Source organism: Desulfovibrio sp. X2, assembly GCF_000422205.1.
Taxonomy (GTDB): Bacteria; Desulfobacterota; Desulfovibrionia; order Desulfovibrionales; family Desulfovibrionaceae; genus Alkalidesulfovibrio.
In genome coordinates this window covers 1-25,600 of sequence record NZ_ATHV01000006.1, presented here as the reverse complement: position 1 = coordinate 25,600, position 25,600 = coordinate 1, and the positions used below count along the sequence as shown (strand labels likewise).

The 25,600-nt window shown below is 67.3% G+C and carries 29 protein-coding genes; 15 read left to right on the top strand and 14 right to left on the bottom strand.

Going from position 1 to position 25,600, the window contains the following annotated elements; genetic code table 11:
- Positions 1 to 71 precede the first annotated feature (71 nt).
- Positions 72 to 1,286 carry a phosphoserine phosphatase SerB gene (gene serB, locus DSX2_RS02760; RefSeq protein ID WP_020879511.1) on the bottom strand — a complete coding sequence of 405 codons (1,215 nt, stop codon included), beginning with the start codon at positions 1,284 to 1,286 and terminating at the stop codon, positions 72 to 74.
- 192 nt (positions 1,287 to 1,478) lie between these two features.
- Here serB and DSX2_RS02755 point away from each other — a divergent pair, with 192 nt between their 5' ends.
- The 7 genes from DSX2_RS02755 to kdsB are packed head-to-tail and all read left to right on the top strand — an operon-like array spanning position 1,479 to position 6,815.
- Positions 1,479 to 2,072 (top strand): nitroreductase family protein, encoded by a 594-nt coding sequence (locus tag DSX2_RS02755; protein ID WP_020879510.1) that lies wholly within the window; start codon positions 1,479 to 1,481, stop codon positions 2,070 to 2,072.
- A gap of 53 nt (positions 2,073 to 2,125) precedes the next feature.
- Complete coding sequence (gene rsfS / locus DSX2_RS02750; protein ID WP_236615065.1) at positions 2,126 to 2,461, top strand: ribosome silencing factor; 336 nt, start codon at positions 2,126 to 2,128, stop codon at positions 2,459 to 2,461.
- Positions 2,445 to 3,983 carry a 2,3-bisphosphoglycerate-independent phosphoglycerate mutase gene (gpmI, locus tag DSX2_RS02745; RefSeq protein WP_020879508.1) on the top strand — a complete coding sequence of 513 codons (1,539 nt, stop codon included), beginning with the start codon at positions 2,445 to 2,447 and terminating at the stop codon, positions 3,981 to 3,983. The genes rsfS and gpmI overlap by 17 nt, the downstream gene beginning before the upstream one ends.
- 7 nt (positions 3,984 to 3,990) lie before the next feature.
- A complete protein-coding gene (locus DSX2_RS02740) occupies positions 3,991 to 4,236 on the top strand; it encodes a hypothetical protein (RefSeq protein ID WP_020879507.1) in 246 nt (81 codons plus the stop codon).
- A gap of 19 nt (positions 4,237 to 4,255) precedes the next feature.
- On the top strand, positions 4,256 to 5,254 hold the full coding sequence (locus tag DSX2_RS02735) for a glycosyltransferase family 4 protein (RefSeq protein ID WP_020879506.1): 999 nt from the start codon (positions 4,256 to 4,258) through the stop codon (positions 5,252 to 5,254).
- A gap of 4 nt (positions 5,255 to 5,258) precedes the next feature.
- The gene (locus DSX2_RS02730) at positions 5,259 to 6,029 is read left to right on the top strand and encodes an HpcH/HpaI aldolase/citrate lyase family protein (RefSeq protein WP_020879505.1); all 771 of its coding nucleotides are present in this window, start codon (positions 5,259 to 5,261) and stop codon (positions 6,027 to 6,029) included.
- A 15-nt stretch (positions 6,030 to 6,044) separates the two neighbouring features.
- On the top strand, positions 6,045 to 6,815 hold the full coding sequence (kdsB, locus tag DSX2_RS02725; protein WP_020879504.1) for a 3-deoxy-manno-octulosonate cytidylyltransferase: 771 nt from the start codon (positions 6,045 to 6,047) through the stop codon (positions 6,813 to 6,815).
- Positions 6,816 to 6,908: 93 nt separating this feature from the next.
- On the opposite strand, the gene DSX2_RS02720 is transcribed toward kdsB, so the two are convergent.
- Genes DSX2_RS02720 through DSX2_RS02705 form a run of 4 tightly spaced genes read right to left on the bottom strand, consistent with a single transcriptional unit; the run spans position 6,909 to position 10,092 of the window.
- Positions 6,909 to 7,553 (bottom strand): HAD family hydrolase, encoded by a 645-nt coding sequence (locus DSX2_RS02720; RefSeq protein ID WP_020879503.1) that lies wholly within the window; start codon positions 7,551 to 7,553, stop codon positions 6,909 to 6,911.
- Positions 7,550 to 8,479, bottom strand: coding sequence for a phosphoglycerate dehydrogenase (locus DSX2_RS02715; RefSeq protein WP_020879502.1), 930 nt, complete (start codon positions 8,477 to 8,479; stop codon positions 7,550 to 7,552). Before DSX2_RS02715 ends, DSX2_RS02720 begins: the two co-directional genes overlap by 4 nt.
- A 52-nt stretch (positions 8,480 to 8,531) precedes the next feature.
- Positions 8,532 to 9,419 (bottom strand): DMT family transporter, encoded by an 888-nt coding sequence (locus DSX2_RS02710; RefSeq protein ID WP_020879501.1) that lies wholly within the window; start codon positions 9,417 to 9,419, stop codon positions 8,532 to 8,534.
- Positions 9,420 to 9,432: 13 nt separating this feature from the next.
- Entirely contained in the window at positions 9,433 to 10,092 is a 660-nt protein-coding gene (locus DSX2_RS02705) for a TIGR00730 family Rossman fold protein (protein WP_020879500.1), read from the bottom strand.
- A gap of 210 nt (positions 10,093 to 10,302) precedes the next feature.
- Between DSX2_RS02705 and DSX2_RS02700 the strand changes: the two genes are divergently transcribed.
- The 4 genes from DSX2_RS02700 to miaA are packed head-to-tail and all read left to right on the top strand — an operon-like array spanning position 10,303 to position 13,986.
- Positions 10,303 to 11,910 (top strand): MBL fold metallo-hydrolase RNA specificity domain-containing protein, encoded by a 1,608-nt coding sequence (locus DSX2_RS02700; protein ID WP_020879499.1) that lies wholly within the window; start codon positions 10,303 to 10,305, stop codon positions 11,908 to 11,910.
- A gap of 41 nt (positions 11,911 to 11,951) precedes the next feature.
- Positions 11,952 to 12,524, top strand: coding sequence for a 16S rRNA (guanine(966)-N(2))-methyltransferase RsmD (gene rsmD, locus DSX2_RS02695; RefSeq protein WP_020879498.1), 573 nt, complete (start codon positions 11,952 to 11,954; stop codon positions 12,522 to 12,524).
- Entirely contained in the window at positions 12,521 to 13,021 is a 501-nt protein-coding gene (gene coaD, locus DSX2_RS02690) for a pantetheine-phosphate adenylyltransferase (protein WP_020879497.1), read from the top strand. The genes rsmD and coaD overlap by 4 nt, the downstream gene beginning before the upstream one ends.
- Positions 13,018 to 13,986 (top strand): tRNA (adenosine(37)-N6)-dimethylallyltransferase MiaA, encoded by a 969-nt coding sequence (gene miaA, locus DSX2_RS02685; protein ID WP_020879496.1) that lies wholly within the window; start codon positions 13,018 to 13,020, stop codon positions 13,984 to 13,986. Before coaD ends, miaA begins: the two co-directional genes overlap by 4 nt.
- 33 nt (positions 13,987 to 14,019) lie before the next feature.
- Here the strand turns inward: miaA and DSX2_RS02680 are convergent, their stop codons facing one another.
- The 9 genes from DSX2_RS02680 to sixA form a co-directional block, all read right to left on the bottom strand.
- Positions 14,020 to 14,406 carry a hypothetical protein gene (locus DSX2_RS02680; RefSeq protein WP_020879495.1) on the bottom strand — a complete coding sequence of 129 codons (387 nt, stop codon included), beginning with the start codon at positions 14,404 to 14,406 and terminating at the stop codon, positions 14,020 to 14,022.
- A 121-nt stretch (positions 14,407 to 14,527) separates the two neighbouring features.
- Positions 14,528 to 15,235 carry a tetratricopeptide repeat protein gene (locus tag DSX2_RS02675; protein ID WP_020879494.1) on the bottom strand — a complete coding sequence of 236 codons (708 nt, stop codon included), beginning with the start codon at positions 15,233 to 15,235 and terminating at the stop codon, positions 14,528 to 14,530.
- A gap of 175 nt (positions 15,236 to 15,410) precedes the next feature.
- Positions 15,411 to 15,848: a 4Fe-4S binding protein gene (locus DSX2_RS02670; protein ID WP_020879493.1), complete on the bottom strand. Its 438-nt coding sequence runs from the start codon at positions 15,846 to 15,848 to the stop codon at positions 15,411 to 15,413.
- A gap of 13 nt (positions 15,849 to 15,861) precedes the next feature.
- Positions 15,862 to 16,938, bottom strand: coding sequence for a nickel-dependent hydrogenase large subunit (locus tag DSX2_RS02665; RefSeq protein WP_020879492.1), 1,077 nt, complete (start codon positions 16,936 to 16,938; stop codon positions 15,862 to 15,864).
- 17 nt (positions 16,939 to 16,955) lie between these two features.
- Positions 16,956 to 17,321 carry an NADH-quinone oxidoreductase subunit C gene (locus tag DSX2_RS02660; RefSeq protein WP_020879491.1) on the bottom strand — a complete coding sequence of 122 codons (366 nt, stop codon included), beginning with the start codon at positions 17,319 to 17,321 and terminating at the stop codon, positions 16,956 to 16,958.
- A 12-nt stretch (positions 17,322 to 17,333) separates the two neighbouring features.
- On the bottom strand, positions 17,334 to 17,780 hold the full coding sequence (locus tag DSX2_RS02655) for an NADH-quinone oxidoreductase subunit B family protein (protein WP_020879490.1): 447 nt from the start codon (positions 17,778 to 17,780) through the stop codon (positions 17,334 to 17,336).
- A 1-nt stretch (position 17,781) separates the two neighbouring features.
- Positions 17,782 to 18,636: a respiratory chain complex I subunit 1 family protein gene (locus tag DSX2_RS02650; RefSeq protein ID WP_020879489.1), complete on the bottom strand. Its 855-nt coding sequence runs from the start codon at positions 18,634 to 18,636 to the stop codon at positions 17,782 to 17,784.
- On the bottom strand, positions 18,636 to 20,534 hold the full coding sequence (locus DSX2_RS02645) for an NADH-quinone oxidoreductase subunit L (protein ID WP_020879488.1): 1,899 nt from the start codon (positions 20,532 to 20,534) through the stop codon (positions 18,636 to 18,638). Before DSX2_RS02645 ends, DSX2_RS02650 begins: the two co-directional genes overlap by 1 nt.
- A gap of 246 nt (positions 20,535 to 20,780) precedes the next feature.
- A complete protein-coding gene (gene sixA, locus DSX2_RS02640; protein WP_020879487.1) occupies positions 20,781 to 21,266 on the bottom strand; it encodes a phosphohistidine phosphatase SixA in 486 nt (161 codons plus the stop codon).
- Positions 21,267 to 21,292: 26 nt separating this feature from the next.
- Here sixA and DSX2_RS02635 point away from each other — a divergent pair, with 26 nt between their 5' ends.
- The 4 genes from DSX2_RS02635 (at position 21,293) to DSX2_RS02620 (ending at position 25,535) form a co-directional block, all read left to right on the top strand.
- Positions 21,293 to 22,471 (top strand): tetratricopeptide repeat protein, encoded by a 1,179-nt coding sequence (locus DSX2_RS02635; protein WP_084486388.1) that lies wholly within the window; start codon positions 21,293 to 21,295, stop codon positions 22,469 to 22,471.
- Positions 22,471 to 23,286, top strand: coding sequence for a lipopolysaccharide assembly protein LapB (locus tag DSX2_RS02630; protein ID WP_020879485.1), 816 nt, complete (start codon positions 22,471 to 22,473; stop codon positions 23,284 to 23,286). The genes DSX2_RS02635 and DSX2_RS02630 overlap by 1 nt, the downstream gene beginning before the upstream one ends.
- 44 nt (positions 23,287 to 23,330) lie before the next feature.
- Positions 23,331 to 24,491 carry a hypothetical protein gene (locus DSX2_RS02625; protein WP_020879484.1) on the top strand — a complete coding sequence of 387 codons (1,161 nt, stop codon included), beginning with the start codon at positions 23,331 to 23,333 and terminating at the stop codon, positions 24,489 to 24,491.
- 138 nt (positions 24,492 to 24,629) lie between these two features.
- Positions 24,630 to 25,535, top strand: coding sequence for a hypothetical protein (locus DSX2_RS02620; RefSeq protein ID WP_020879483.1), 906 nt, complete (start codon positions 24,630 to 24,632; stop codon positions 25,533 to 25,535).
- Positions 25,536 to 25,600: the final 65 nt, after the last annotated feature.

The following is a 25,600-nucleotide window of genomic DNA, read 5'->3' as shown; positions in this document are numbered from 1 at the left end:
CGCCCGGGGCCGCATGAACGTGGCCCCAGCGTGCAGTCCTCTCTGACATTATTTGTCCCGATCGGGCCGGATCAGGCGGTGGTGTCGCGCTCGCGCAGGCCGACGAGGAAGAGGATGGAGTCCAGCCCGAGTGTGGAGATGGACTGGCGCGCCCCTTCCTTGACCACGGGCTTGGCGTGGAAGGCGATGCCGAGCCCAGCTATGTTCAGCATGGGCAGGTCGTTCGCCCCGTCGCCCACGGCGATGACCTGCTGCAGGCTGATCTCCTCGCGCTCGGCGATCTCGCGCAGCACCTCGGCCTTGCGTGCGCCGTCCACGATGCGGCCCACGACCTCGCCCGTGACCGTGCCGTCCTTCACTTCGAGCTCGTTGGCGTAGAGGTAGTCGATGCCCAGGCGCTGCTGCAGCTTCCTGCCGAACCACGTGAACCCGCCGGAGATGATGGCGATCTTGTAGCCGAAGCGCTTGAGGTTCGTGATCAGCCGCTCCGCCCCTTCGGTCATGGGGATGCGCGCGGCCACGCGCTCGAGCGCCTCCGCGGAGAGGCCCTTGAGCAGGCGCAGGCGCCTGCGGAAGCTCTCCTGGAAGTCGATCTCGCCGCGCATGGCGGACTCGGTGATGGCCGCGACCTTCTCGCCCACGCCCGCTTCCTTGGCCAGCTCGTCGATGACCTCGGCCTGGATCAGGGTGGAGTCCATGTCGAAGGCCACGAGGCGCCTGTTGCGGCGGAAGACGTTGTCCTCCTGCAGGGCGATGTCCACGCCGCGCGTCTGGGCGATGCGCAGGAACTCCTTGCGCAGGGCCAGCGCGTCGTCGGGCGTGCCCTGCACGAAGAACTCCACGCAGGCCGGGCGGCTCTCCCCGTTCGGCACGAGCGGCGCGCGGCCCGAGAGCCTCGTTATGACCTCGATGTTCAGGCCGTGCTCGTTCAGCGTCTGCGTCAGCTCCGAGACCTGCACCGAGCCGATGGTCCGGCCGATGAGGGTCACGATGTAGCGCTTCTGGTCTTCCAGGGCGGCCCAGCGGCCGTACTCCTCCTCGCTCACCGGGATGCAGCGCAGCCGCAGGTCCAGTTCGTGGGCCAGGAAGAGAAGATCCTTGACCACGGGCGCGGATTCGGCCTGCTCCGGGATGTGCACCAGGATGCCGAGCGAGAGCAGGTCGTGGATCACGGCCTGGCCCATGTCCAGGATGTCCAGGTTGTAGCGGGCCATTCGGGCGGTGATGGCCGCGACCAGGCCGGGGCGGTCCTCGCCGGTGAACTGGAAGAGAAGGATTTCGTTCATTCGCTCAGGGCTCCTCGGAAGACGTGCCGGGCCCCGAGGGGGGCGTGCAGGCCCCGGAATCTTCCATAAATCAGGCCCATGGTAAAGCACCAACGACCGGTGACATCCGCGGGCCGGAAGCGCCGCGCGCATTGCGGGACGCCTGGCTTTGGGCTAGACTCCCCGCGGCCGATACGGCCCCTTGGAGGAACAGTGGATTTTCGGACATTGGTAGCCCGCACCCGCACGCATCGCCGTTTCAGGCAGGACCGTCCCGTCTCGCTCGAGACGTTGCGGGGCCTCGTGGACATGGCCCGGCTCGCGCCCTCGGCGGCGAACAAACAGCCGCTCAAGTACGTCCTGATCAACGAGGCCGCGCCCTGCGCGAAGATTTTCGCCCACCTTGGATGGGCCGCCTATCTCAAGGACTGGGCCGGCCCGGCCGAGGGCGAGCGTCCCGCCGCCTACGTCGTGGTCTGCGGCGACAAGCGGGTGAGCTCGGAGTGGGGCTGCGACCACGGCTTCGCCATCCAGAACATGCTGCTCGGGGCCATGGACCAGGGGATCGCGGCCTGCGTTCTGGGCGCCATCAAGGACAGGCCCGGCCTGCACGACGAGCTCGGCCTCCCGGACGAGATCGAGGTACTGCTCGTGGTCGCCTTCGGCGAGCCGGGCGAGGAGGTCGCCATCGACGAGCTTGGCGAGGACGGAAATGTGCGTTACTGGCGCGACGCGACTGGAACGCACCATGTGCCCAAGCGGTCGCTGGCCGAGATCGTGGTGACCGAAAACCCGGAAATGAACTGATGCCGAAAAAGCCCAAGAAAGAAACAAGCAATATTCCCTCCCAGGAAAAGGCCGTGCTCGTTGCGGGCTGGCTGCGGGACAAGAAAGGCCAGGACGTGATCGTGCTCGACGTCACGGGCATCTGCCCCATCACCGAAATGCTCGTTCTGGCCTCGGCCACCAGCCCCCGCCATGCCAAGGGCCTGGCCTCGCACGTGCTGGACATGGCCGCGGAGCAGAAGCTCGAGTACCTGGGCATGGAGGGACAGGCCGAAGGCGCCTGGATCCTCGTGGACCTGAACGACGTGCTCGTGCACGTCTTCTCCGGCGACAATCGCGAACTCTTCGACCTCGAAGGCCTGTGGTGCGAGGGCGCGCGCGTGGGGCTTCCCGATGACGCGACGGCCTAGGCCCCTGGTCCTGCTCATCCTGGATGGATGGGGCATTGCGCCGGACGGACCGGGCAACGCAGTGTGCCAGGCGGGCACGCAGCACCTCGATGCGCTGAAGGCTGCCTGGCCGCACACCGCCCTGGCCTGCTCCGGACGCGACGTGGGGCTGCCGCGCGGCTTCATCGGCAATTCCGAGGTCGGCCACATGAACATCGGCGCGGGGCGCGTCGTCTTCCAGGACATGACCCGCATCGACGTGAGCATCGAGGACGGTTCGTTTTACGAGAACCCGGCGTTCCTCGACTGCATCGCCAAGGTCAAGGCCTCGGGCGGCAGGCTGCACCTCATGGGACTGCTCTCCGACGGCGGCGTGCACAGCCATCAGGAGCACCTGAACGCCCTGCTGCGGCTGGCCCGCGAGCAGGGGCTTCCCCAGGCCTACGTCCACTGTTTCATGGACGGCCGCGACACCGCGCCTCAAGGTGGGCTCGGCTACATGAAGAAGCTCTGCGGCCACATGGCCGAAACCGGCTTCGGCCGTGTGGCCACGGTCATCGGCCGCTACTGGGCCATGGACCGCGACAGGCGCTGGGAGCGCAACCAGCGCGCCTTCGAGGCCATGGTCCTCGGCCGCGGCGAGCGCACGGACGATCCCCTGGCCGCCGTCCAGGCGGGCTACGACGCGGGCAAGACCGACGAGTTCATCGAGCCGACGGTTATCACGGAAGAGGGCAGGCCGGTCGCGCTCATCGAGGACGGCGACGGCGTCATCTTCTTCAACTTCCGCTCGGACCGCGCGCGGCAGATCAGCCGAAGCCTGTTCGAGGGGAATTTCGCCGAATTCCCGCGCGAGCGCAGGCCGAAGCTCGCCTCCTTCGTCTCCATGACCCGGTACGAGGCCACATTTCCCCTGGCCGTGGCCTTCCCGCCCTCGTCCGTGGCCAAGACCCTGGGAGAGGTCGTTTCGGAGGCGGGGCTCAAGCAGCTGCGCATCGCGGAGACCGAGAAGTACGCCCACGTGACCTTTTTCCTCAACTGCGGCCGCGAGGAACCCTTCGCGGGCGAGGAGCGCATCCTGGTGCCGAGCCCCCGAGAGGTGGCGACCTACGACCAGAAGCCCCAGATGAGCGCGGACGAGGTCACGGAAAAGCTGCTCGCGGCCCTGGCCGACTACGACATGGTGGTCTGCAACCTGGCCAACCTGGACATGGTCGGCCACACCGGCGTCATGGACGCGGTCAAGCAGGCCTGCCGCACCGTGGACGCCTGCGTGGGAAGCATCGTCAACGCCGTGCTCGGCCTCGGCGGAGCGGTGCTGCTCACGGCGGACCACGGTAACTCCGAAGAGATGCTCGATGCCGATGGCGGCGTGCAGACCGCGCACAGCACCAATCCCGTGCCCTTCGTGCTCATCGGCGAGGGACTTGCCGACGCGCGCCTGCGCGCCGAAGGACGGCTGGCAGACATCGCGCCCACGGCGCTCGCGCTCCTGCGCATCCCTCAACCGGCCGAAATGACCGGCCGTTCACTCATGGCGTGACCCCAGGATGTCCGAGACCAACCACAAGCCCCTGACCCCGGTCAAACCGTCGGGGCTCGAGCTCATCTATCTCTACCCCTGTCCCTTCTGCGGCCGCGAGGTGCCCATCATCGCGCCGGTCCGTCCGGCCATGGCCCGGTGCGACGCCTGCCGCCAGAATTTTCCCATCGTGCCCGTGGACGAGCGCAGCGTGCGCTACGTGAAGATCATGCTCGGCGGGGGCAAGGCGGCCATCGACCCGGACTTCCTCTAGCGGAGGCTGCGCGTCGGCCATGCCCCGGCTCCTCTACCTCACCCAGTCCGGTCCCACGCTGCCCTCGGTGCGCTTCCGCGTCCTGCCGTTCGTTGCCGCCGCACAGCAGGCGGGCATCGCGGCCGAGTACCGGGTCATCCCCAAGGGGAGTCTCAAGCGCATTCCGTTCTTTCTGGGACTTCCCCGCGCGGACGTGCTCGTTCTGCAGAAGAAGCTCCTGAATCCCTTCGACCTCTTTCTGGCCGCACGCGCTGGCAGGCGCTTCGTCTACGACTTCGACGACGCGGTCTGGACCTCGCACCCGGGCGTCACGGACGAGGCCAGGCGCAGGCGCGAGCATGCCAAGCAGGTGCCGCGTTTTGCCGCCGCCTGCCGCCGGGCGGATCAGGTCGTCGCGGGCAACGAATTCCTGGCCGAGCGGGCGCGCGTCTTCAACGCGAACGTCGCCGTGCTGCCCACGCCGCTGGACACGGACCGCTACGTGTCCGCCCCCAAGGGAGGCGGTCTGCCGGTGATCGGCTGGATGGGCACGGCCTGCAACCAGGTCTTCCTGCCTGAGTTGTTCGCCGCCCTGGCGCCTTTTTCGGACCGCATGCGCCTGTCCGTGATCTCGGATGAGCCCTACGCCGACGAATCGTGGCGGGACGTGGGCTTCGAGAAGTGGAGTCCCGAGCGCGAGATCGCCCAGCTGCAGGCCATGGACATCGGCCTCATGCCCTTGTCCGACGACGAATACACGCGCGGAAAATGCGGCTTCAAGCTCCTGCAGTACATGGCCTGCGGCGCCGTGCCCGTGGCCTCCGACGTGGGCTTCAACCGCGAGATAGTGGAACACGGCCGCACCGGCTTCCTGGTCAGGAGCCCGGAGGAGTGGCGCGAAGCCGTGGCCGTGCTGCTCGACGACCCGGCCCGTCGTACCGTGATGGCCGCCGCCGCCAGAGAGGCGGTGGTGGAGCGTTTTTCCCTGGCCGCCGCTGCGCGGCGGCTGTTTTCCATCCTTGGACTCATGGAGGCATAAGCCTATGGCATCCCTCAAGAAGACACTGGCATCGGGCGGCTCGGCGCTCGGCTCCTGGCTGACCCTGCCGTCCCCCGCGATTCCCGAGATCATGGCCAACGCCGGCTATTCCTGGCTGGCCGTGGACATGGAGCACGCGTCCATAGACCTCTCCCAGTGCGCCGAGCTCATGCGCGCGGCCTCCCTGGCCGGTGCCGAGCCCCTGGTGCGCCTGCCGATAAACGACCCGGTGATCATCAAGCGGGTCATGGACGCGGGCGCGCACGGCATCGTGGTGCCCATGGTCAACACCGCGGACGAGGCGCGCGCCGCCGTGGCCGCCATGCACTATCCGCCGCGGGGAGTGCGCGGGGTGGGGCTCTTCCGCGCCCAGGGCTACGGCGCGACCTTCCCCGAGTACAAGCGCTGGCTGGCCGAGGATTCCATGTGCATCGTGCAGATCGAGCACATCGAGGCCGTGAAAAACCTCGAAGAGATCCTGGCTGTCGATGGCGTGGACGGCTACATCATCGGCCCCTACGACCTCTCCGCCTCGCTGGGCGTGCCGGGCGAGTTCGACCGTCCCGAGGTGCAGGAGGCCCTGGCCGAGATCGAGGCCAAGGGGCCGAAGTCGGGCAAGGCCCCGGGCATCCACATCGTGGAACCGGACCTCGACGCGCTCGGCAAGCGTCTGGCCCAGGGCTACCGTTTCGTGGCCTTCAGCCTGGACATCCGCATGCTCGACGTCTTCGCGCGGCAGGGCATGGAAAAATTCAAGCAAAGCGTCAACAAATAGGACAAGGAACTGAAAATGGGCAAAATCGTCGCCGTCATCCCGGCCCGCATGGGCTCCTCGCGTTTTCCCGGCAAGCCGCTGGCCGACATCCACGGCGTGCCCATGGTCGGCCACGTCTTCTTCCGCACGCGCATGTGCGACCTGCTGGACGAGACCGTGGTCGCCACCTGCGACCGCGAGATCGCCGACTATGTCGAGTCCGTGGGCGGCCGCGCGGTGATGACGCTGGACACGCACGAGCGCTGCACCGACCGCACGGCCGAGTGCATGCTGAAGGTCGAGGAGGCCGTGGGCGAGGACGTGGACATCGTGGTCATGGTCCAGGGCGACGAGCCCATGGTCACGCCCGAGATGATCTCCGCCTCGCTCGAGCCCATGCTCGCCGACCCTGCGCTCGGGGTGGTCAACCTCATGGCCGACCTAGGGAGCGTGGAGGAGTTCGAGGACCCCAACGAGGTCAAGGTGGTCACGGACCTTTCGGGCAACGCGCTCTACTTCTCGCGCGAGCCGGTGCCTTCGCGCAAGAAGGGCGTGCTCGACGTGCCCATGAAGAAGCAGGTCTGCATCATTCCCTTCCGCCGCCAGGCGCTGCTCGACTTCAACGCCCTGCAGGAGACCCCGCTCGAGCGCATCGAGTCTGTGGACATGATGCGCCTGCTCGAGCACGGCAGGCGCGTGCGCATGGTCCAGACGGACGCACGCACCAAGAGCGTGGACACGCAGGCCGACCTCGAGCTCGTCAGGAAGCTGATGGCCGACGACGGACTGCGCGGCAGCTACTCGTAGCCCCGACGCAGAAGCGGATCGTACGAAAAACGCCCGCCCCGGCATGCCGGGGCGGGCGTTTCATTTTTTGCCGCGAATCGGGATTTCCCGGGATCAGCCCTTGTTGCGCTCCTCGATGAACGCGCCGAGCCCGGTCAGGTCCTCGCCCCAGGGCAGGGGCGCGGGGAAGCTGCCGCGGCCGTAGAAGAGGGTGCCCACCGCTTCGGCCGCCGCGAGGTCCGTGCCCGAGTCGCCGACCATGAGCGTCTCGCTCGGTCCGGCCGTCTCGTTCGCCACGATGTTCGCCAGGAGCTCGGTCTTGGGCGTGGGCGAGCCGAAGATGCCCTTGAAACAGGCGTCCACGCCCTTTATGCGCAGGATGCCCTTCAGCTCCTCGTCCGGCGCGCCGGAGGCCACGTAGAGCGGCAGGCGCGTGCTCCACTCCTCGATGAATTCCCTGGCCCCGGGCACGAAGGGCGCGCGCTTCAGCGCCTCGGCCCCGGCTTCCACGAAGCGCCGCACCATGTCGTCCATCTCGGGATCGGTGATCTCCCGGCCGAAGAACTCGCGCCACAGGTGGCGGAACTTCTCGAACCGGCTGACTCCGCCGTGGGCCACGTGGAAGTCCACGAGCACCTGCACTGCCTTTTCCCCGAGATGCTCCGCGCATTTGGCGAAGGCCTCGGTCTTGAGCGTCACGGTCTCCAGGATCACGCCGTCGCAGTCGAGGACCACGCACCTGATCTTGGGGCGGCTCACGGCCGCACCTCGGGGGGCACGGGCACGCCCAGCGCCTCCAGGAGGTTCTTCGCGGCGTCGAACTCCATGCGCGAGCGACCTTCCTTGGCGTAGGAGCCGATGTGCGGGGTGATGATGATGTTGTCGAGCTCGGCCAGCGGGCCCTTGTAGGGCTCGGCGGAGAAGCAGTCCATGGCCGCGCCCGCGAGATGGCCGGAAGCGAGCAGGGCATGCAGCGCCTCCTCGTCCACCAGACCGCCGCGTCCGGCGTTGACGAGCCAGGTGCCGGGACGCATGAGGCGAAGGCGCTCGGCGTCGATCAGGTAGCAGGCGTCGCCGGGCTTGGAGCAGTGCAGGCTCACGATGTCCGCCCAGGCGAGCAGGGAGTCGATCTCCATGCGCTCGCCGAGCACGCATTCCACGCACGGGTCGGCATAGGCGATCTCCGCGCCCAGGGCGGAGAGGAGTTCGCCCGTGGCCTGGCCGATGCGCCCGAAGCCGATGATGCCCACGCGCTTGCCGAGCAGCAGGTTGCCCATGCGCTTCTTCCACACGCCGCCGCGCATCTCGCGGTCCATGCGCGTGACCTGGCGCAGGAGGTCGAGGATGAGGCCCACGGTCAGCTCGGCCACGGAGCGCGTGGGGCCGAAGGGCGTGTTGCGCACGGTGATGCCCTGCGCCGCGCAGGCCGTCTGGTCCACGCTGTCCATGCCCACGCCGCAGCGCGAGATGGCCTTGAGCCTGGGCAGTTTTGCCAGCACGTCGCAGGAGAGGCTTTCCGTGCCCGCGAGGATGCCCTCGCAGTCGGCGCACAGGGCCACGGTCTCCTCGGGAGTTAGCTTGCGGCCGTGCGGATTCAATACGATTTCCGCCCCGGCCCGTTCGAGCAGTTCCAGGGGGGCGCGTCCATAGACGGCGAAAGAAGATGTCGTGATTGCGATACGCATGACGTTGTACCAGTGATGTCGGTGATTGTCGGCAGGAGGCGCGCGTTCCGCCCTACGCGGCGGCGCGCCGTCCCGTCTGTTGCAGGATGAGTCCGGCCACGATGCACGAGAGTCCGGCAAAGGTCGAGGACAGGATGGGCTCGCCCACCAGGAAGTGGATGAGGAGCAGGGAGACGAAGGGCGAGATGAAGATGAGGTTGCCCACGCGCGAGGTGTTCTCGGCCAGGCGCAGGGCCGTGATCCAGGTGATGAAGGTCACGCCCATCTCGAAGAGGCCCACGTAGGCGGCGCCCGCGAGGCCCGCCGCGCTTCGGGGCAGGGGCGAGGAGACGAGGCATGCCCAGGCTAGGCAGAAGGGCAGGGAGCAGAGGAAGTTCATGGCCAGTCCGGCCACTGGGTCGCGGTGGTCGCGCGTGGAGAGCAGCCAGTAGAGCGACCAGATGACCGTGCTCGCGAGCGCGCAGGCCACACCGAGCGGGCTTGCGAAATGAAGTCCCGCGAGGTCGCCGTGCGTGGAGATGACCAGCACCCCGCCCCAGCTGACCAGGGTGGCGGCGATGTCGCGCCAGGAGAGGCGCTGCCCGAGGATGGGCACGGAGAGGAGCGCCAGGGTGATGGCCCAGGTGTAGTTGAGCGGTTGCGCCTCCTGGGCCGGCAAGAGGTCGTAGGCCTTGAACAGGATCAGGTAGTAGACGAAGGGGTTCAGCAGGCCGAGGCCGAGCGCCCTGAGCCACTCGGCGCGGCCGTAGGAAAGGAGAAGGCCGAGGCGGCCCTGGATGGCCAGGGCCGCCAGCATGACCATGGTGGAGACCAGCGCGGACCAGAAGAGGAGCTGGGCCACGTCCATGTGCCGAAGCGAGAGCTTGAAGGCCGAAGCCACGGTGGACCACAGCGCCACCGTGACCAGGCCGTAGGCCATGGCCCGGCGCTGGTTCTTCATTGCAGGGCCTTCATCAGACGATGACGTGGCGCTTGATGTGGCTCACGACCTCTTCGGGCGTGTCGAGGATCGTCAGGAGGTCGAAGTTTTCCGGGCTCACGTAGCCGCGCTTGAGCAGCGAGGACTTGAACCAGTCGATGAGCCCGCTCCAGAAGTCGCTGCCCATGAGGATGATGGGGAAGGGCTTGATGCGCCTCGTCTGGATGAGCACCAGGGCCTCGGCCATCTCGTCCAGGGTGCCGAAGCCGCCCGGCATGGCGATGTAGGCCATGGCGTATTTCACGAAGACGAGCTTCCTGATGAAGAAGTAGCGGAAGGTGATGCGCTCGTCGAGGAAGTCGTTGCTCTTCTGTTCGAGCGGCAGCTCGATGTGCAGGCCGATGGATTTTCCCTTGCCGCCTGCCTTGGCGCCCTTGTTGGCCGCCTCCATGAGTCCCGGTCCACCGCCGGTGATGATGTCGTACCCGGCGGCCGAGAGCTGGCGGGCGACCTCTTGGGTCAGCTCGTAGTCCTCGTCTCCGGGCTTGGCCCTGGCCGAGCCGAAGATGGAGACCGCGGGCCCCACGTCGGTCATGTCCTCGAAACCGTCGACGATCTCGGCCATGATGCGGAAGAGCCGCCAGGATTCGTGCATGGAGAGGTTGTCGATGACGAACTGCCTGGAATCTATCACATGTTCCTCCTAGGATGCCGGGGATGTGCCCGGGGCATGACGGCCTCGTGACGGCCTTTGCCTGGTCGTGCGTCTTCATGCGCCCTGCCCGGAATCCGACCCGGCGCAGGAAGAAGATGGACATGGGGTGTTTACCCTCGGCCGGTGGCGGTGTAAACACCGAGAGCCCGCCCTGCGGCGGGGTCATCGTTCTGCAACAAGGAGACGTGCGTGAAGATCAATTTTCTAGGGGCAGCGCGGACAGTCACCGGCTCCTGTTACGTCCTCGAGGCCGCAGGCCACCGCTTCGCCGTGGACTGCGGAATGCACCAAGGCAACAAGGAGATCGAGAAACGCAACCAGGACATGGGGCCTTACGATCCCGGCCATCTCGACTTCGTCCTCATCACCCATGCCCACATCGACCACACCGGCCTTCTGCCGCGCATCGTCAAATACGGCTTCAAGGGGCCCATCTACTGCACCGCGGCCACGGCCGATCTCATGGACATCATGCTCCAGGATTCCGCCCACATCCAGGAGATGGAAGCGGAATGGGAAAACAGGAAACGCCAGCGACACGGCCGCCCGCCGGTGGAGGCCCTCTACTCCCTGGACGACGCCGCGAAGACCCTTCCGCTCCTGAAGCCCGTGGAATACGGCAAGGAGTTCGAGCCCGTGCCGGGCGTGAAGGTCACGTATCGCGATGCGGGTCACATCCTGGGTTCGGCCTTCATCAAGATCGAGATCCACGAGAACGGCAAGCCCACCTCGTTGCTCTTCTCGGGCGACCTGGGCAGGCCGCACCAGCTGCTCATAAGCGACCCTGCCGTGGCCCACACGGCGGACTATCTTTTCGTCGAATCCACTTACGGCGACCGCAACCACAAGGACGAGGGCAGCAGCCGCGAGGAACTGGCCGCGGCCATCGCCTACGCCTACAAGAACCGGGAGAAGTGCATCATCCCGGCCTTCGCCGTGGAGCGCACCCAGGAGATCATCTTCACCCTCTGGCAGCTTGCCAAGGAAGGGAAGCTGCCCAAGGACATCCCGGTCTTCCTGGACAGCCCGCTGGCCATCAAGGCTACCGAGATCTTCAAGAAGCATCCCGAGTACATGGATGCCGAGACCCGGGCGATGATGACCAACGGCGACAATCCGCTGAACCTGCCGAACCTCGTGTACACGCGGACGCAGGCCGAGTCGCAGAAGATCAACGAGCACGACGGCCCGGCCATCGTCATCTCGGCCAGCGGCATGTGCAACGCCGGTCGCATCAAGCACCACCTGCGCCACAACCTCTGGCGCCACGGAGCGGCCGTGGTTTTCGTCGGCTTCCAGGCCCAGGGCACGCCGGGCCGCCACATCGTGGACGGGGCCTCCAAGATCCGCATCCTGGGCGAGGAGGTGGCGGTTCACGCCAAGATCTTCACCATCGGCGGATTCTCGGCTCACGCTGGCCAGAGCCAGGTGCTGGACTGGATCTCCAACCTCTCCAACAAGGCCATGGAGATCTTCCTGGTGCACGGCGAGGCATCGGCCCAGGACACCCTGGCGGGGCTCATCCGCGAGCGCTTCGGCTTCACCGTGCACATCCCGGACTACCTCGAGGAGGTCGAGCTCAAGCCCGGCAAGGAGCCCGCCGTGCAGCTCCATCCGGAAAAGGCCCAGCCAGCCATCGACTGGGGCTATCTCGTGGGCGAGACCGAGCGTCTGCTCACCACCTTCAAGGGCAAGCTGCCCGACGTGCAGGGCAAGGCCTGGGTGGACCAGACGGAAATGCGCGAGCGCCTGCTGGACGCCCACCGGGCGCTCCTCGAGCTCGTTTCCCAGAGCTGAGCCTCGGCCGGAACACCGTTGATTATGAGATTGTCGAAACCATGATGCGCATCACCGGCGGCGCGCTCAAGGGGCGCCGCATAGCCACAAGCGAGGGGCCGGGGTATCGCCCGGCCACCTCGCGCGTGCGCGAGGCGCTCTTCAGCATGCTCGCGGCCCGCGGACTGTCGTTCACGGGGCTTCGCGTCATGGACGTCTTCGCAGGCTCGGGCAGCCTGGGAATCGAATGCCTGAGCAGAGGCGCCTCCTTCTGCCGGTTCATCGAGAAGGACCGCGCCGCGGCAGCCTTGATCAGAAAAAACCTTGTCGATCTCGGGATAGAGCGCGGCCGCTTCAGCGTGGCAGCCGAGGACGCGCTCAAGGTTCTCACCGGCAAGGGCGATTCCTCCTACGGCCTCGTTTTCGTTGACCCTCCGTATGGCAAGGACCTTTTCGCGCCTGCCCTGGCCCGCCTCGACGCGGGCGGCTGGCTCGCCCCGGACGGCTTTCTGGTCGCCGAGGTGGAGTCCGGTCTTTCGGTGCAGATCGGGGAGCCTGGCTCCGGGTTCAGCCTGGAAGCCGACAGAAACTACGGACAGACGCGTATTCTGCTCTGTCGGAGGACAACATCATGAGCATGGCCATCTATCCCGGCACCTTCGACCCCCTGACCTTGGGCCACGTGAGCCTCGTGCGCCGCGCGCGCACCGTGTTCGGCCGCATCGTCGTGGCCGTGGCCAAGGACACCTCCAAGACCCCGCTCTTCAGCCTCGACGAGCGCGTGGCCATGGCCCGCGAGGTCTTCGCCTTCGACGAGGGCATCGAGGTGGAAGGCTTTTCCGGCCTGCTGGTCGACTACGTGTCGCGCCGCGGCGCCAACGTCATTTTGCGCGGCTTGCGCGCGGTCTCTGATTTCGAGTACGAATTCCAGATGGCCCTCATGAACCGCAAGCTGCACCGCGAGATCCAGACCGTCTTCCTGATGACCGACTACCGCTGGATGTACCTGAGCTCCACGATCATCAAGGAGGCGGCCAAGCACGGCGCCAACATCAAGGGCATGGTCCCTGACCAGCTCGTGCCCCACGTCTATGCCCGCTTCGCGGAGCTCAGGGCGGAAGGGAAGCTGTGAGCACGGCCCAGGGCGAGCCGCGGCGCCTGCCCGGATCGGTCTGCATCGTCGGCCCCACGGGCGCCGGAAAGACCGACCTCGCCCTGGCCCTTGCCGAGCGCTTTCGCGGCGGCGTGGTCAACATCGACTCACGCCAGCTCTACAGCGGTCTCGAGATCGTCACCGCCCAGCCCACCGCCGCGGATCAGGCGCGTTGCCCGCACCTGCTCTACGGCGTGCTCTCGCCCTGCCAGTCGGTCAGTGCCGGGGCCTTCACGGTCATGGCCGAGGAGGCCATGCTGGAGCTGGCGGAGCAGGGTTGTCTGCCGCTCCTGGTCGGGGGAACGGGACTTTACCTGGATGCGCTGCTCTACGGCCTGTCGCCCATTCCCGAGGTGCCGGACGTGACCCGGCAGCAGCTCCAGGAGGCCTGGGAGGTCTTCGGCGGGGAGACGCTGCACTCCTGGCTCACGCAGATAGATCCGGTCTACGCGGCCAAGATCCATCCCAACGACCGGCAGCGCATCACACGCGCCCTCGAGGTCTTCGAGAGCACGGGCCGCGTCTTCTCGAGCTTCCACCAGCAGGAGGACGAGCCGCCGCGTTTCGACGCCTTGAAGCTCGGCGTGGGCATGGACCTGGACGAGCTCACCCCGCGCCTTGCGCTACGCATCGAGAGCATGCTCGAGGCCGGGGCCGCGGCCGAGATGGAGCGGGCCTTCGCCGAATGTCCGCGCGTGGACGCGCCCGGCTTCACCGGCATCGGCTCGCACGAACTCCTGGAATACATCCGGGGGCGGCTGGACATCGAGCAGGCCAAGTCGCTCTGGCTCAAGCGTACGCGGGCCTACGCCAAGCGGCAGATGACCTGGTTTAAGCGCGACGAGGCAATCCAGTGGCTCAGGCCGGACGACACGGAAAAAGCCATATGGTTGGTCGAGGAGTGGCTGGCGCGCGCCGTGCACAGGCAACCTGACGCCGAGTAATCCTCCGGCCTTCCGTCCCCTCTCTTCCGCTTCCTACTGCGCTCCCGGTTCCTGCCCTGCCTGGCGCAGCTTTTCGAGCAGCTCCTCCACCTGGGCGAGGGTCTCCTTCTGCGCCGGATCGTCGAGCCGCGTGTCGAGCAGCTTGGCGCGCAGGGACATCTCCTCCACCAGGGCCTGCGCTGCCTGGCGGCGCAGGGTGCGGGGCAGGGCCTCGACGGAAGCCAGCCGGTTCTCGAGGCCGTCCACGCGCTGCGTGAGCGACGCGCTCGCGGCGCGCAGGTCGTTGTTGCTGTTCCTGGACGTGATGAAGAAGGCCCCGGCCACGATCAGGGCCAGGAAGGCCAGGACGAGGGCCGTGGCGGCCATGTCGCGGGCGGAGCGGGAGAAGCTGAGGTCGAGGGGCGGTTGATTCTCGGTCATGACGGCTACCTCCGGTGCGCGTTCCCGTCCCCCGTGACCGGGGGACGGTTCTTCATGCTTACTTATGAACGCGCGGGGAGGCGCCTGTCAACGGCAGGCGTCTGACGGTCGCCGGGACGGCCTACTGCTGTTCCACTGAGTCGATGAGCTGGCCGAGCGGCGTCCCGTTGGGGGCCTTGGCATTGGGATTGATGGCCAGGAGCTCCTTCCAGACCGCCACGCCCTTGTCCTTCTGGTTCAGGTCGAAGACCAGGACCACACCCTTGTTGAAGTGCGCCACCTGGTGCTTGGGATCGAGGGCGAGGGCCTTGTTGAAGCAGTCCAGGGCCTGCTGGTACTGCGTCAATTCGCGGTACATCACGCCCAGGTCGGTCCAGACGTCGGGCTGCGCGTCCTTGATGGCCAGCGACTTCTTGTAGGCATCCACGGCCTCGGCGGGCTTGTCGTGGTCGAAGTAGAAGTTGCCGAGCTGGTTCAGGGCGTTGACGTTGCCCGGCTGCTTGGAGACGGCCATTTCGAGCTCGAGAAGCTTGGCGCGCTCGGCCGGTGAGAGCTGGTCCTGCTGGGCTGGCTGCTGCTGCGCACCCTGCTGGGGCGGCATCTGCGGCATCCCCTGCGGCATCCCCTGGGGCGCTCCCTGGCCCATCCCCTGGCCCATGCCCGGAGGCATGCCGCCGCCTCCCATGCCGGAAGGCTGGGCCGGGCGCGGCGGATTGTACATGGTGCCGGTGATGACCCCGGCCGCGAAGCCGAGGGCCAGACAAAAGAAGATGACGACGTAGAACATGTCCTTGCGGACGAAGCCCTTGGGGCTGGATTCGGGACTCATGAAACCTCCTGTGTCCGGTCGCTCCACATAGCCTGTTCCGGCAGCGCAGGCAATCGCGCCGGGCGTGTATCCCACGTCCGCGCGACCGACCTCCGGATGCGAAAAGGCCCCGCGCGCTCCCGGGTGTTTCCGGGAGCGTGCGGGGCCTCGGCATGTCATGCCGGACAGAGGGAGGCTATTCGGCCTTCTTCTTGTCCGCCTTCTTGGCGGGCGCCTCGGCGTTTTCGGCCGCGGAGCCGCCCTGGGGGACTTCCTTGGGGGCCTTCTTCCTGGGCGCGGGCGGGGTGCCGTGCTGCACGATCATCTGGCGCTCCGTGGCGACCTTGCGCCAGGCCGTGCGCATGTGCAGGCAGTTCACGGGGCAGGAATCCACGCAGATGCCGCAGTAGACGCAGGCGAACGGGTCGCAGGTCCACTCGCCCGTCTCCTTGCTCACGGTGATGCACTGCGAGGGGCACTTGCGGGCGCAGGTCTGGCAGAAGATGCACTTCTCGATGTCGTTGTAGAGCTCGCCGCGGTATGCCTCGAAGGGATCGCGGGTCTCCACGGGGTAGAGGCGGGTGCTGTACTTTCCGAAGAGGTTGCGCAGCACGTTCGGTGTCATGAACGCCATAGTAGAGCCTCCCTTAACGCTCGGTGCAGGAGATGCACGGGTCGATGGACAGGACCACCACGGGCACGTCGGCCAGCTCGATGCCGGGCAGCATGGCCAGCAGCGGGGGGATGTTGGCGAACGTGGGCGTGCGGATGCGCACGCGCTCCATGAACTTGGTGCCGTTGGCCTTCAGATAGTAGAAGAGCTCGCCGCGCGGCTGCTCCACGCGGGAGACCGCCTCGCCCTCGGGGTTGCCCTTGACCTTGACCTGGGTCTCGCCCCCGGGGAGGTGGGCGATGGCCTGGCGCACGAGGTCCACGGACTGCAGCGTCTCCCGGAAGCGGACCTTGCCGCGGGAGTAGGAGTCGCCGCCGTATTCCACCACCGGCTCGAAGTCGATGGCGTCGAACGCGGCGTACTTGAGCTGGCGCATGTCCTGGGCGATGCCCGAGCCGCGCAGCGTCGGACCCGCGGCGCCGAGCTCGTAAGCCTGCTCCTTGGAGAGCACGCCGATGCCCACGGTGCGCTTCTTGACCGTGTAGTCGTCGAGCATGGTCTTCTGCAGCCGCAGGATCTCCTTTTCGACGAAGTCGAGCTCGGAGAGGATCCAGTTGATCTGGTCGGTGGAGAGGTCGGCGCGGGTGCCGCCCACCACGTTGACCGAGACGATGACGCGGTTGCCCGCGGTGGCCTCGTTGATGTCCATGATCTTCTCGCGGATGCGCCAGAACTGCATGAACAGCGACTCGAAGCCGAAGGCGTCGGCGAAGAGGCCGAGCCAGAGCAGGTGGGAGTGCATGCGGTGCAGTTCGGACCAGATCACGCGCAGGTACTTGGCCCGGGGGGGAATCTCCACCCCCATCATGGCCTCTATGCCCTGGCAGTAGCACATGGCGTGGATCTTGGAACAGATGCCGCAGACGCGCTCGACGATCTGGATCATCTGGTTGTAGTCGCGGATGTCCACGAGCTTCTCGAGTCCGCGGTGGACGTAGCCGAGCTGCGGCAGCGCCTCCTTGACGATTTCGTCCTCGACCACGAGCTTCAGGTGGATGGGCTCGGGCAGGACGGGATGCTGGGGACCGAAGGGTATGATGGTGCGGGGCATGTGTTCTCTCCGCTCGCTTACTGTTTACGGACCGTGCCGTATTTGCAGAAGGGCGTGGCCTTGACCTCGTCCTCCAGGTAGAGCCTGCCGTCGAAATCGAGCGGCAGACCATCGAAGCAGACGCCGTAGTGGTCCTTGATCTCGTTCTCCACGAGCACGGCCATGAACAGGGTCGGCGTGATGCTCGGCGCGGCCTGCCCCTTGGGCAGGTTCATGCGCAGGTGGCGCTCCGCGAGCTCCTTGTCGAAGTGGTAGAGGAGCTGGAACTCCTCCTCGCTTACGTCCACGCAGGTCATGGTGACCATGCGCCAGCCGTCGTTCTTGAGCTTCGCGACCTCGCCGATGAGGGTGTCGGGGGTGACGGTGATGGTATCGAGTTGCATTATCGGTGCCTCCTAGCCTGCGGCCTGCTTCTGCAGCTCGGCCAGCTTGCCCAGTCCCGCCACAACGCCGTCGATGATCGCCTCGGGCTTGGGCGGGCAGCCGGGCACGTACACGTCCACGGGGATGATCTTGTCCACGCCGCCCACGACGTTCGGGGCCTCGCGGAAGACGCCGCCGGACAGGCCGCAGGCGCCGATGGCGATGACCAGCTTGGGGCCGGGCATCTGGTCGTAGATGTTCTTCAGGACGTGCTTGTTCCTGTGGTTGACCGTGCCGGTGACCAGGAGCACGTCGGCGTGCTTGGGGTTGCCCACGTTGACGATGCCGAAGCGCTCGACGTCGTACAGGGGCGTCAGGCAGGCCAGGACCTCGATGTCGCAGCCGTTGCAGGAGCCGCAGTCGAAGTGGATGATCCACGGCGACTTCAGCTGCGATTTCTCTATCATCTTCTTGAACATCTTAGGCCCCCTTGAAGGTGATCCAGACGAGGTTCACGGCGGACATGGCCAGGCCGATGCCCCAGACGTAGCCGAGCATCCAGCGCCAGGTCATGCGCGCGGTGACGTTGTCCAGGAGGATTTCCGCGAAGTAGGTGAGCACCAGCAGGACGGCCATGCCGATGAGCGAGGTGTGCCAGAAGAGCGCGCACAGGCCGAGGACCAGGATGGTCTCGTACCAGTGGGCGACCTCGACCAGGGCGAGGTAGGGGCCCGAGTATTCGATGAGCACGCCCTTGACCAGCTCCTGGTGGCCGTGGTGGCTCGTGGAGAGGTCGAAGGGGGATTTGCGCAGCTTGATGGTCAGCGCGTAGCTGAGCGCCAGGAAGAGCAGCGGCAGCTGGGGCAGCAGCGGCTGGTTCTGGGCCAGGATGGCCGAGATCTTGAACGATCCCGTGGTCAGGTAGATGCCCACGAAGACCAGGATGATCAGCGGCTCGTAGGCCAGGATCTGGAGCAGCTCGCGGTTCGCGCCGACCTGGGAGTAGGGCGAGGGCGCGGACAGGGCGCCGAAGACCAGGAAGACCGCGCCGACCGCCTGCACGAAGAAGAGCAGGAGCAGGTCGGAGCCCGCGAAGAGCAGGCCCACGGAGATGGCCGCGGCCGCGAGGTAGGTATAGGCGCAGAAGACCTGCCACACGTTGACGATGGCGGCTTCCTTTCCGAAGAGCTTGAAGACGTCGTAGAAGGGCTGGAAGATGGGCGGGCCGAAGCGCGACTGCATGCGCGCCGTGACCTTCCTGTCCAGTCCCGCGATGAGGCCGCCTACGAGCGGGGCCAGCACGATGCCGATGATGCCGAGTATGATCGCGGTCATTACAGCGCCCCCCCGATCATCATGGCGAGCAGCATGGCCGCTCCCATGTTGATCCACAGTGTCAGCTTGTCCTCCCCGAAGATGGCGGTGAGGTAGTAGTTGGAGCTCTCATAGGCCACGGGCGCGCCCAGGGGGCCGGTGAAGCCCGAGGAGTCCGGCAGGTTGATGCCCGCGAAGTAGGGCGGGATGTAGCGGGTCTCCTTGGAGCGCAGCACGGCGCGCATGGCGAAGAAGAAGGCCACGGCGAGCAGCAGGAACAGGGGGTAGATGGCGAAGGCGCCCACCGGGCTCGTCAGCGTGCCTTCGGCCACCTGATAGGGGGCGGAGGCCAGCAGCGGCATGACGAGGCGGGTGTAGAGCAGCGGCGCGGCCAGGGAGAGCACGAGCGCTCCGATGGCCATGGAGAGCAGCGGGATGGCCGTGAGCACCGGCATGGCCGGGTGCTTGGGCTCCGCCTTGTAGGGCGCGCTCATGAGGTTGCCGCCCCAGCGCGCGTAGATGAGCACCGTGAGCGCGCTGCCCACGGCGAGCATGATGATCACGAAGAGGTTGTGTCCGGCCGCCTCGATGGCCATCCACTTGGAGAGCAGCACGCCGAAGGGCGGCAGCATCATGGTGATGAGACCGGCGATGGTGATCAGCGCCGCGCGCGGCATGGTCGCGGAGAGGCCGCGCATGGCTTCGATGTCGCGGCTGCCGATATGCTGCTCGATGTGGCCCACGCAGCAGAAGAGGAGCCCCTTGGACACGGCGTGGAAGACGAGCAGGAGCACTCCGGCGGTGATGGCCTGGGCCGTGCCCAGACCGGCGCAGGCGATCATCAGGCCGAGGTTCGAGATGGTCGAGTAGGCCAGGATCTTCTTGGCGTTGGACTGTCCCACGGCCAGCGCGGCCGCGGCCACGAAGGTGAAGGAGCCGCACACGGCCACGGCCGTGCCCAGGAAGGTCCCGGCGTAGATGGGGGCGAAGCGCAGCACGAGGAAGACGCCTGCCTTGACCATGGTCGAAGAGTGCAGCAGCGCGGAGACCGGCGTGGGCGCGACCATGGCGCCGAGCAGCCAGCTCTGGAAGGGCAGCTGCGCGGCCTTGGTGAAGCCCGCGAGGCAGATGAGGGAGACCGCGAAGAGCAGTCCCGGGGCGATGGAGCCGCTGTGCAGGAGCTCCTGGATGGACATGGTCTGGGCCGACGCATAGATGCCGATCATGCCCAGGACGAAGGCCACGCCGCCCACGCCGTTCAGCACGAGGGCACGGGTGGCGTTCTTCTTCGCCTCGTCGGTCTGGTCGTGGCCGATGAGCATGAAGGAGCAGAAGGTCGTGATCTCGAAGAAGAAGTAGACGAAGGAGATGTCGTCCGCCAGCACCAGGCCGTTCATGGCGCCGAGGAAGCCCACCAGGAAGAGGAAGAAGCGGGGCTGCCGGCTCTTCTCCAGATGGAGGTGCTCCTCGTGGGCCTTCATGTAGGGAATGGCGTAGAGGCAGATGAGCGAGCCGACGATGGAGACCACCAGGACCATGATGATCGACAGGGTGTCGACGTAGAAGGTCTGCGCGTTCGTGTGGTGCGCCTGGAACAGCTCATAGAAGGCCAGGGCCACGATCTGGAAGCCGAAGATGACCTTGAGGAGGCCGTTCTTCAGCCGGAAGGCGTACCAGAGGATGACGCCGAGCAGAGCGAAATCGAGCAGGGTGATCAGCCCGCGCACCGGGATCAGGAACAGGGACTCGGGAGTCGTCTGCGATGAGCCGTGCATGAGCAGCGCCACCGCCGCCGCCGCGGTCAGGGCGCAGGTGCCGACTATGACGGCCCCGCGCAGCAATCGCGTCGGAACGATGTAACAGGCCAGCCCACCCAATATTGGGAAGACGATGAGGAGAAAGAGCAGGGTTTCCAACATGCGGTCCTCACTTTGAAGTTATCGCCCCCCGGAAGGATGGAGCCATCCTTCCGGTCGGAGGACGAAAGGCGACGCCACATCGCCGATCGAACGCCGAATAAACCTTTTTGAGGATGCGTCGGAATCAGCCGCCCTCGACGAGCGAGGAGCCGGTTCCAGATTGTTTTGAGACTGGAGCAAGGTCGTGGAAAACGCCAGAAAAGTCAAGAGATAGCGTGAAAATTCACGTACCTGCGTATGTATTAATCATTTCAATAGGGTATATAGAAATGGTTTGATGTGCCAACTGATTCTTCCCTGCCCAGGCAAGGGCTGCGTAAGGTCGATACGGGTCAAGCCCGCGTTCTCGACGCTCAGGTTGACCTCGCCGCTCCGGCAGGCGAGGCGCGAGACGAAGTGGTTCAGATGGGGGAGGTGCCCGACGAGGAGCACGCTTTCCGCATCCCAGGCCTCCTTGAGCAGCGAAAGGGCCTCGTCCGGCTTGCCCATGGGGTTCAGGGAGTCGTGCACGGCGAGCTGCGCGGCCGGGTACTCCAGCTCCCTGGCCACGATGGCCGCGGTCTGGCGGGCTCGCAGCTTGGGACTCGAGACGATCAGTCCCGGCCGGACGCCGAAGGCGCGCAGGGTCCTGCCCGCCTTGGCGGCGGTGTCCGAGCCGACAGGTGAAAGGGGCCGTGCGGGGTCGATGTCCTCGGAGAGGCATGCGCCGTGTTGCATGAGGTAGAGTTCCATGGGCCACCCTGGTACAAGCGTCTCGGATGCGGGGACGTCCCCCCTGTCCGCACATCATTGCATCAAAGCGGCGAGCCATGCAACGTTTTCCATATATTTGTGAGTTTTGGAACCAGAGACCTGCTTCCCTCTCGCGGCGCGCCTTTCTGCGCACGGCGGCGGTCTGCGCGGCCGGGGCGGCGCTGCTTCCTCTGCCCGGTCTGGCCCGGGCCGCCTCCGAATCCGCAGCGGCGGCCAACAAGGGACAGGAACTCCTACTTGCGGGACGCTATGCGGAGGCGGAGCAGCTTCTGGCCGAAGCGGTCGCGGCCGCTCCGGAGAACGAGTGGCTCTGGGGACTGCTCGGAAAGGCCAGATTCTTCGGGGGGAGACCGCGGGAGGCGCGCGAGTGTTTTCGACACGTGCTGCGCCTGCATCCGGGGGACGTGCAGGCGCGCATGATGCTCGAGCGCATCGCCATGCACGCCCTGCCTCCGGCGCCCGTCGGACAGAGGACGAGCATGCCGCAGCCCGCGGAATCCGAGCAGCGGGCCGCGGCCGAGATCGCTGCGCTCCGGGCGGAGCCGGAAGGAAAGGCGCGTCTGTCCCGGCTGGTCATCGACCCGGGCGGACCGGCCGCTCCCGACCCGGGACTGCATCTCGCCCTGCGGCTGCAACGGGCACTGCGGGACGCGGCGCCCTCCCTGCGCGTGGACCTGACACGATCGAACGGTCTGAGCCTGCCGCTGTCCGAGCGCGCCGCGCTGCCCGGGCGGCAGTGCGCCGACCTGCTGCTCTGCCTGCGCGTGGCGGTGGCAGGGCAGGGGAGCGGAGCAGCCGGAAGTGCGGAGTTTTTCACCTGGGCCGAATATCCTTCGTCGCCTGCAGCCGGGATCGTGGCCGTCAGGGAGAACGCCCTTTCGGCTGGACGGGGAGCGGTCGCCTCTCCAGGGCCATCCGTCACCGAGCCTCTTGAGCGCCTTCTCCAGAGCCTCACCGCGGCTCGTTCGCGCCGTGTCGCGCAAGCCCTGCGCGGCGTTTCGGCGGAAGGGCCGGGGAGTCAGGGGGCCGGGCTGCAGGCCGCGAACATCTTTCTGCTCGGCCTGTGCCGGGTGCCGGGAGTCCTAGCCGTTCTGCCGCCGGATGCAGGGGACGAAGCGCAGGGCAGCGGACAGATCGGGGCCCTGGCTGCTCGTCTGGCGGCACTGCACAAGGGGGAGGGATGATGCTCGCATTCGTCCTGGCCGTCGCCTGCCTGCTCCTCTGGCCCCGGACTGCCGGGGCGCAGGATCCCGAGGACCAGCTCGTGCGGGCCGCGGAGTGGGAGGCGAGGGGCCAGCCCGGACGCGCAGCCGAGGCCTATTCCAGGGTCCTGGCGGTGCGCCCCCGCGATCCCTACGCCCTCTACCGTCTCGGCGTGCTGGATTTTCTGGCCCGCCGCTACAGTGCGGCAGCCGGGCGTTTCGATGCCGTCCTCGCGGTCGATCCCGAGAACCTCCTGGCCCTGGCCATGCGCGGCATGCTGGCCCTGCAGACGGGGCAGCGCGACGCGGCGCGGCGCGATTTCACGCAGGCCCTGCGCCTGGATCCAAACGCGCCCCTGCCCGGCCTCGGGCTGACCTTCGTCCTCCTGGCGGACGGGAAAAGGGACGAGGCCCTGGCCTGCTTCGAGCGGGCCAGGAAAGACGCGCAGGACGATCCCGGCCTGCTCCGGCTGTGCGTGGAGCTGGCCCGGGCCGAGGCCTTGCCTGCAAATGCCCGCGTGGCGCAGGACGTGCTGGTCGAGTTGGCGCCGCGCGATGCGGGGGCCCTGATCGAACTCGGCTGGTGTCTGCTGGCCGTGGGCGAGCAGGAACTGGCCATGAACGCCTGGCGCCAGACGCTTCGTCTTGTGCCCGGAGAGGCGGGGGCGGTCTTCGCCCTGGACTGGAGCCTGCGCGAGGCGGCGGACCGGGCCGATGCCGCGGGCGACACCGCGCTGGCCGCGCGTCGGCGGCGTGAAGCGGACGACTTGCATCGTCCCGGGCCTGCGGCGTATTGAGCCGCACAAACGAGGCGGTCACCGCCTTCGAAGGAGTCGGATACATGTCGCAGACGATCCGCGCAGCCTTGGCCGCGCTGCTGCTCGTTCTTCTCCCCGCCGCGCTGTACGCCCAGGAGACGGGTGTGACGCATTTCTCCACCGGTGAGTCGGCGGACCTTCCCCCCTCGCCCGCACCTGCACAGGTGCCCGCTCCCTCGCCGGAGCAGCCCCAGGCCGCGCAGCCGGGAGCGATGCAGGGCGAGACGCCCGGACAGGCCGCGCCCGCGGCGCAGGCCCCCGGGCTGGTCCAGGCTCCGCCGACGTCGGCCGAGGGCGAGGGCGGGGCGTACGTCCAGCTGGTGAACGACGGCCGCATCGACTGGCAGGCGGGCATGATCACGGCCACCGGAACGGGCGCCCCGCCGCCCTACGTGAGCAGTCCGGCCCAGGGCCGGGCCATGGCCGTGCGCGCGGCCGAGATCGTCGCGCGCAGGAATCTCCTCGAGACGGTGCGCGGCGTGCGCGTCGACGCCGACGAGGCGGTGGGCGAGGCCATGGCGCACAACAGGACTGTGCGCTCCCGGCTCGACGGCGAACTGCAGAACTCCCGCATCCTCGAGACGAACGACCTGCCGGACGGCAGCGTGCAGGTGCGCGTGGGCATGAGCATGCGCGGCCGGTTCGCGGACGCCGTGCTGCCGCGAAGCGTCATGACAGGCGCCGTGTCCGTTCCGGCCGCATTGCCCGCGCAGACTCCTCCCGCAGCTTTTCCCGTAGCGCAGGCTCCGGCAGCTTCCGCGCCGCAGGCGACCGGGCAGGGCCCCGCGCAGTCGTCTGCCGCGGGGCAGGCCGCAGAGGAACAGGCCGCTCCCAAGTCCGCTGCCGCCTGGACCGGACTCGTGGTCGACGCCACGGGCGTCGACGCCGATCCGGCCATGGTCGTGCGCATCGTGGACGAGGAGGGACGTCCGGTATACGGCCCCTCGGGCGTGGACAGGCGCGTGGTCGCGGAGCAGGGCATGGCCGCGTACGCCAAGAACATGGACGAGGCCATGCACAACCCGCGGGTGGCCGGCAATCCTCTGTATGTGAAGGCCGTGCGCGCCGACGGGCCGCACGGCACGACCCTGGTCCTCACGGACGCGGACGCCACGACCCTGCGGGACGCGGCCGCGCGCCGCGACATTTTGGGGAAGTGCCGGGTGATCGTGGTCCTCAAGTGATCCGCACGGCTCGGAACCTGGCGCGGCAGTTGGCATCCTCCCGGCCCTTGCGGGCGATGCCGCGAAACAGTTAGTCTGTGCTTCACGACATGGCCCGCGTCGTGCGCGGTCCGAAAACCGAAAGCCCAAGGAATGAACGTGTCCAAGTCCTTTTGCCGCCTCTGCGCCGTCGCTGCGGTCTTTCTGGTCCTCCTGTCCTCGGCGGCCGTCTGCCGGGCCGACACCGTCACCGTGACCATCCCGCCCGACGCGCCCGAGGCCAAGGCCCCAGCCCGGGACAAGATCCTGGCCAAGGCCTTCGTGCAGGCCGTGCAGCAGAAGGCACGCGCCATCGTCGGGGTCGAGCTGCCGCCCGCCCGGCAGGCGCGGCTGGATGCGTTCCTCTCCGACCGCGCGCAGAGCCTGGTGCAGAGCTATTCGGAACAGTCCTTCCAGACCGGGCCGGACGGCGTGCAGGCGGTCTATGACGTGACCGTGGACCGCCAGGGCCTGCGCCGCCTCCTCGAGCAGACGGGCGTGCTGGCCACGGCGCGCACGAGCCAGCCGTACACGCTGTCCATGCTCGGCAGGGTTCCCGGCGACGCGCTCGCCGGGCTCGAGCTTCTTTCTGGCCTCACGCGGCAGAGCGGCGGGATGGGCGCGGACGTGCCCGCCCTGACGATCCAGCCGATCACCGGCGGCTACGCCGCGGAGCTGAAAAGCGGCGGCGACGACTGGAAGGCGGGGGGCGAGTCCCTGGAAACCGTCTGGCTCAGGGTCTGGGGCAACTATTTCAGCCACGAGCACACGGCCGTGGTCGCAAGCAGCGGCACCACCCTCGTGGTCAGCGGATGGAGCGCTGCGGATGGAGCGCAGTCCTTTGCCCGCAGCCTGGCCACGGCCCCGGGCGTGGGCGACGGCTCCACCCTGGAGCAGGTGACCCTGGCTCCGGAAGGCGTCTCGGCCCGCTTCCGCGTGCGCATCCGCGACCGTCAGGCCCTGGAGGGCTTCCTGCGCGAGGCCACGCAGGGCCGGGGGCTCACTTGGCAGATCGGCGGGGAATAGTGGGGCAGGTCTGAACGGCGCGGACCAGGGAATCGAGACCGCGCAACGACGAAGGGCCCCGGACG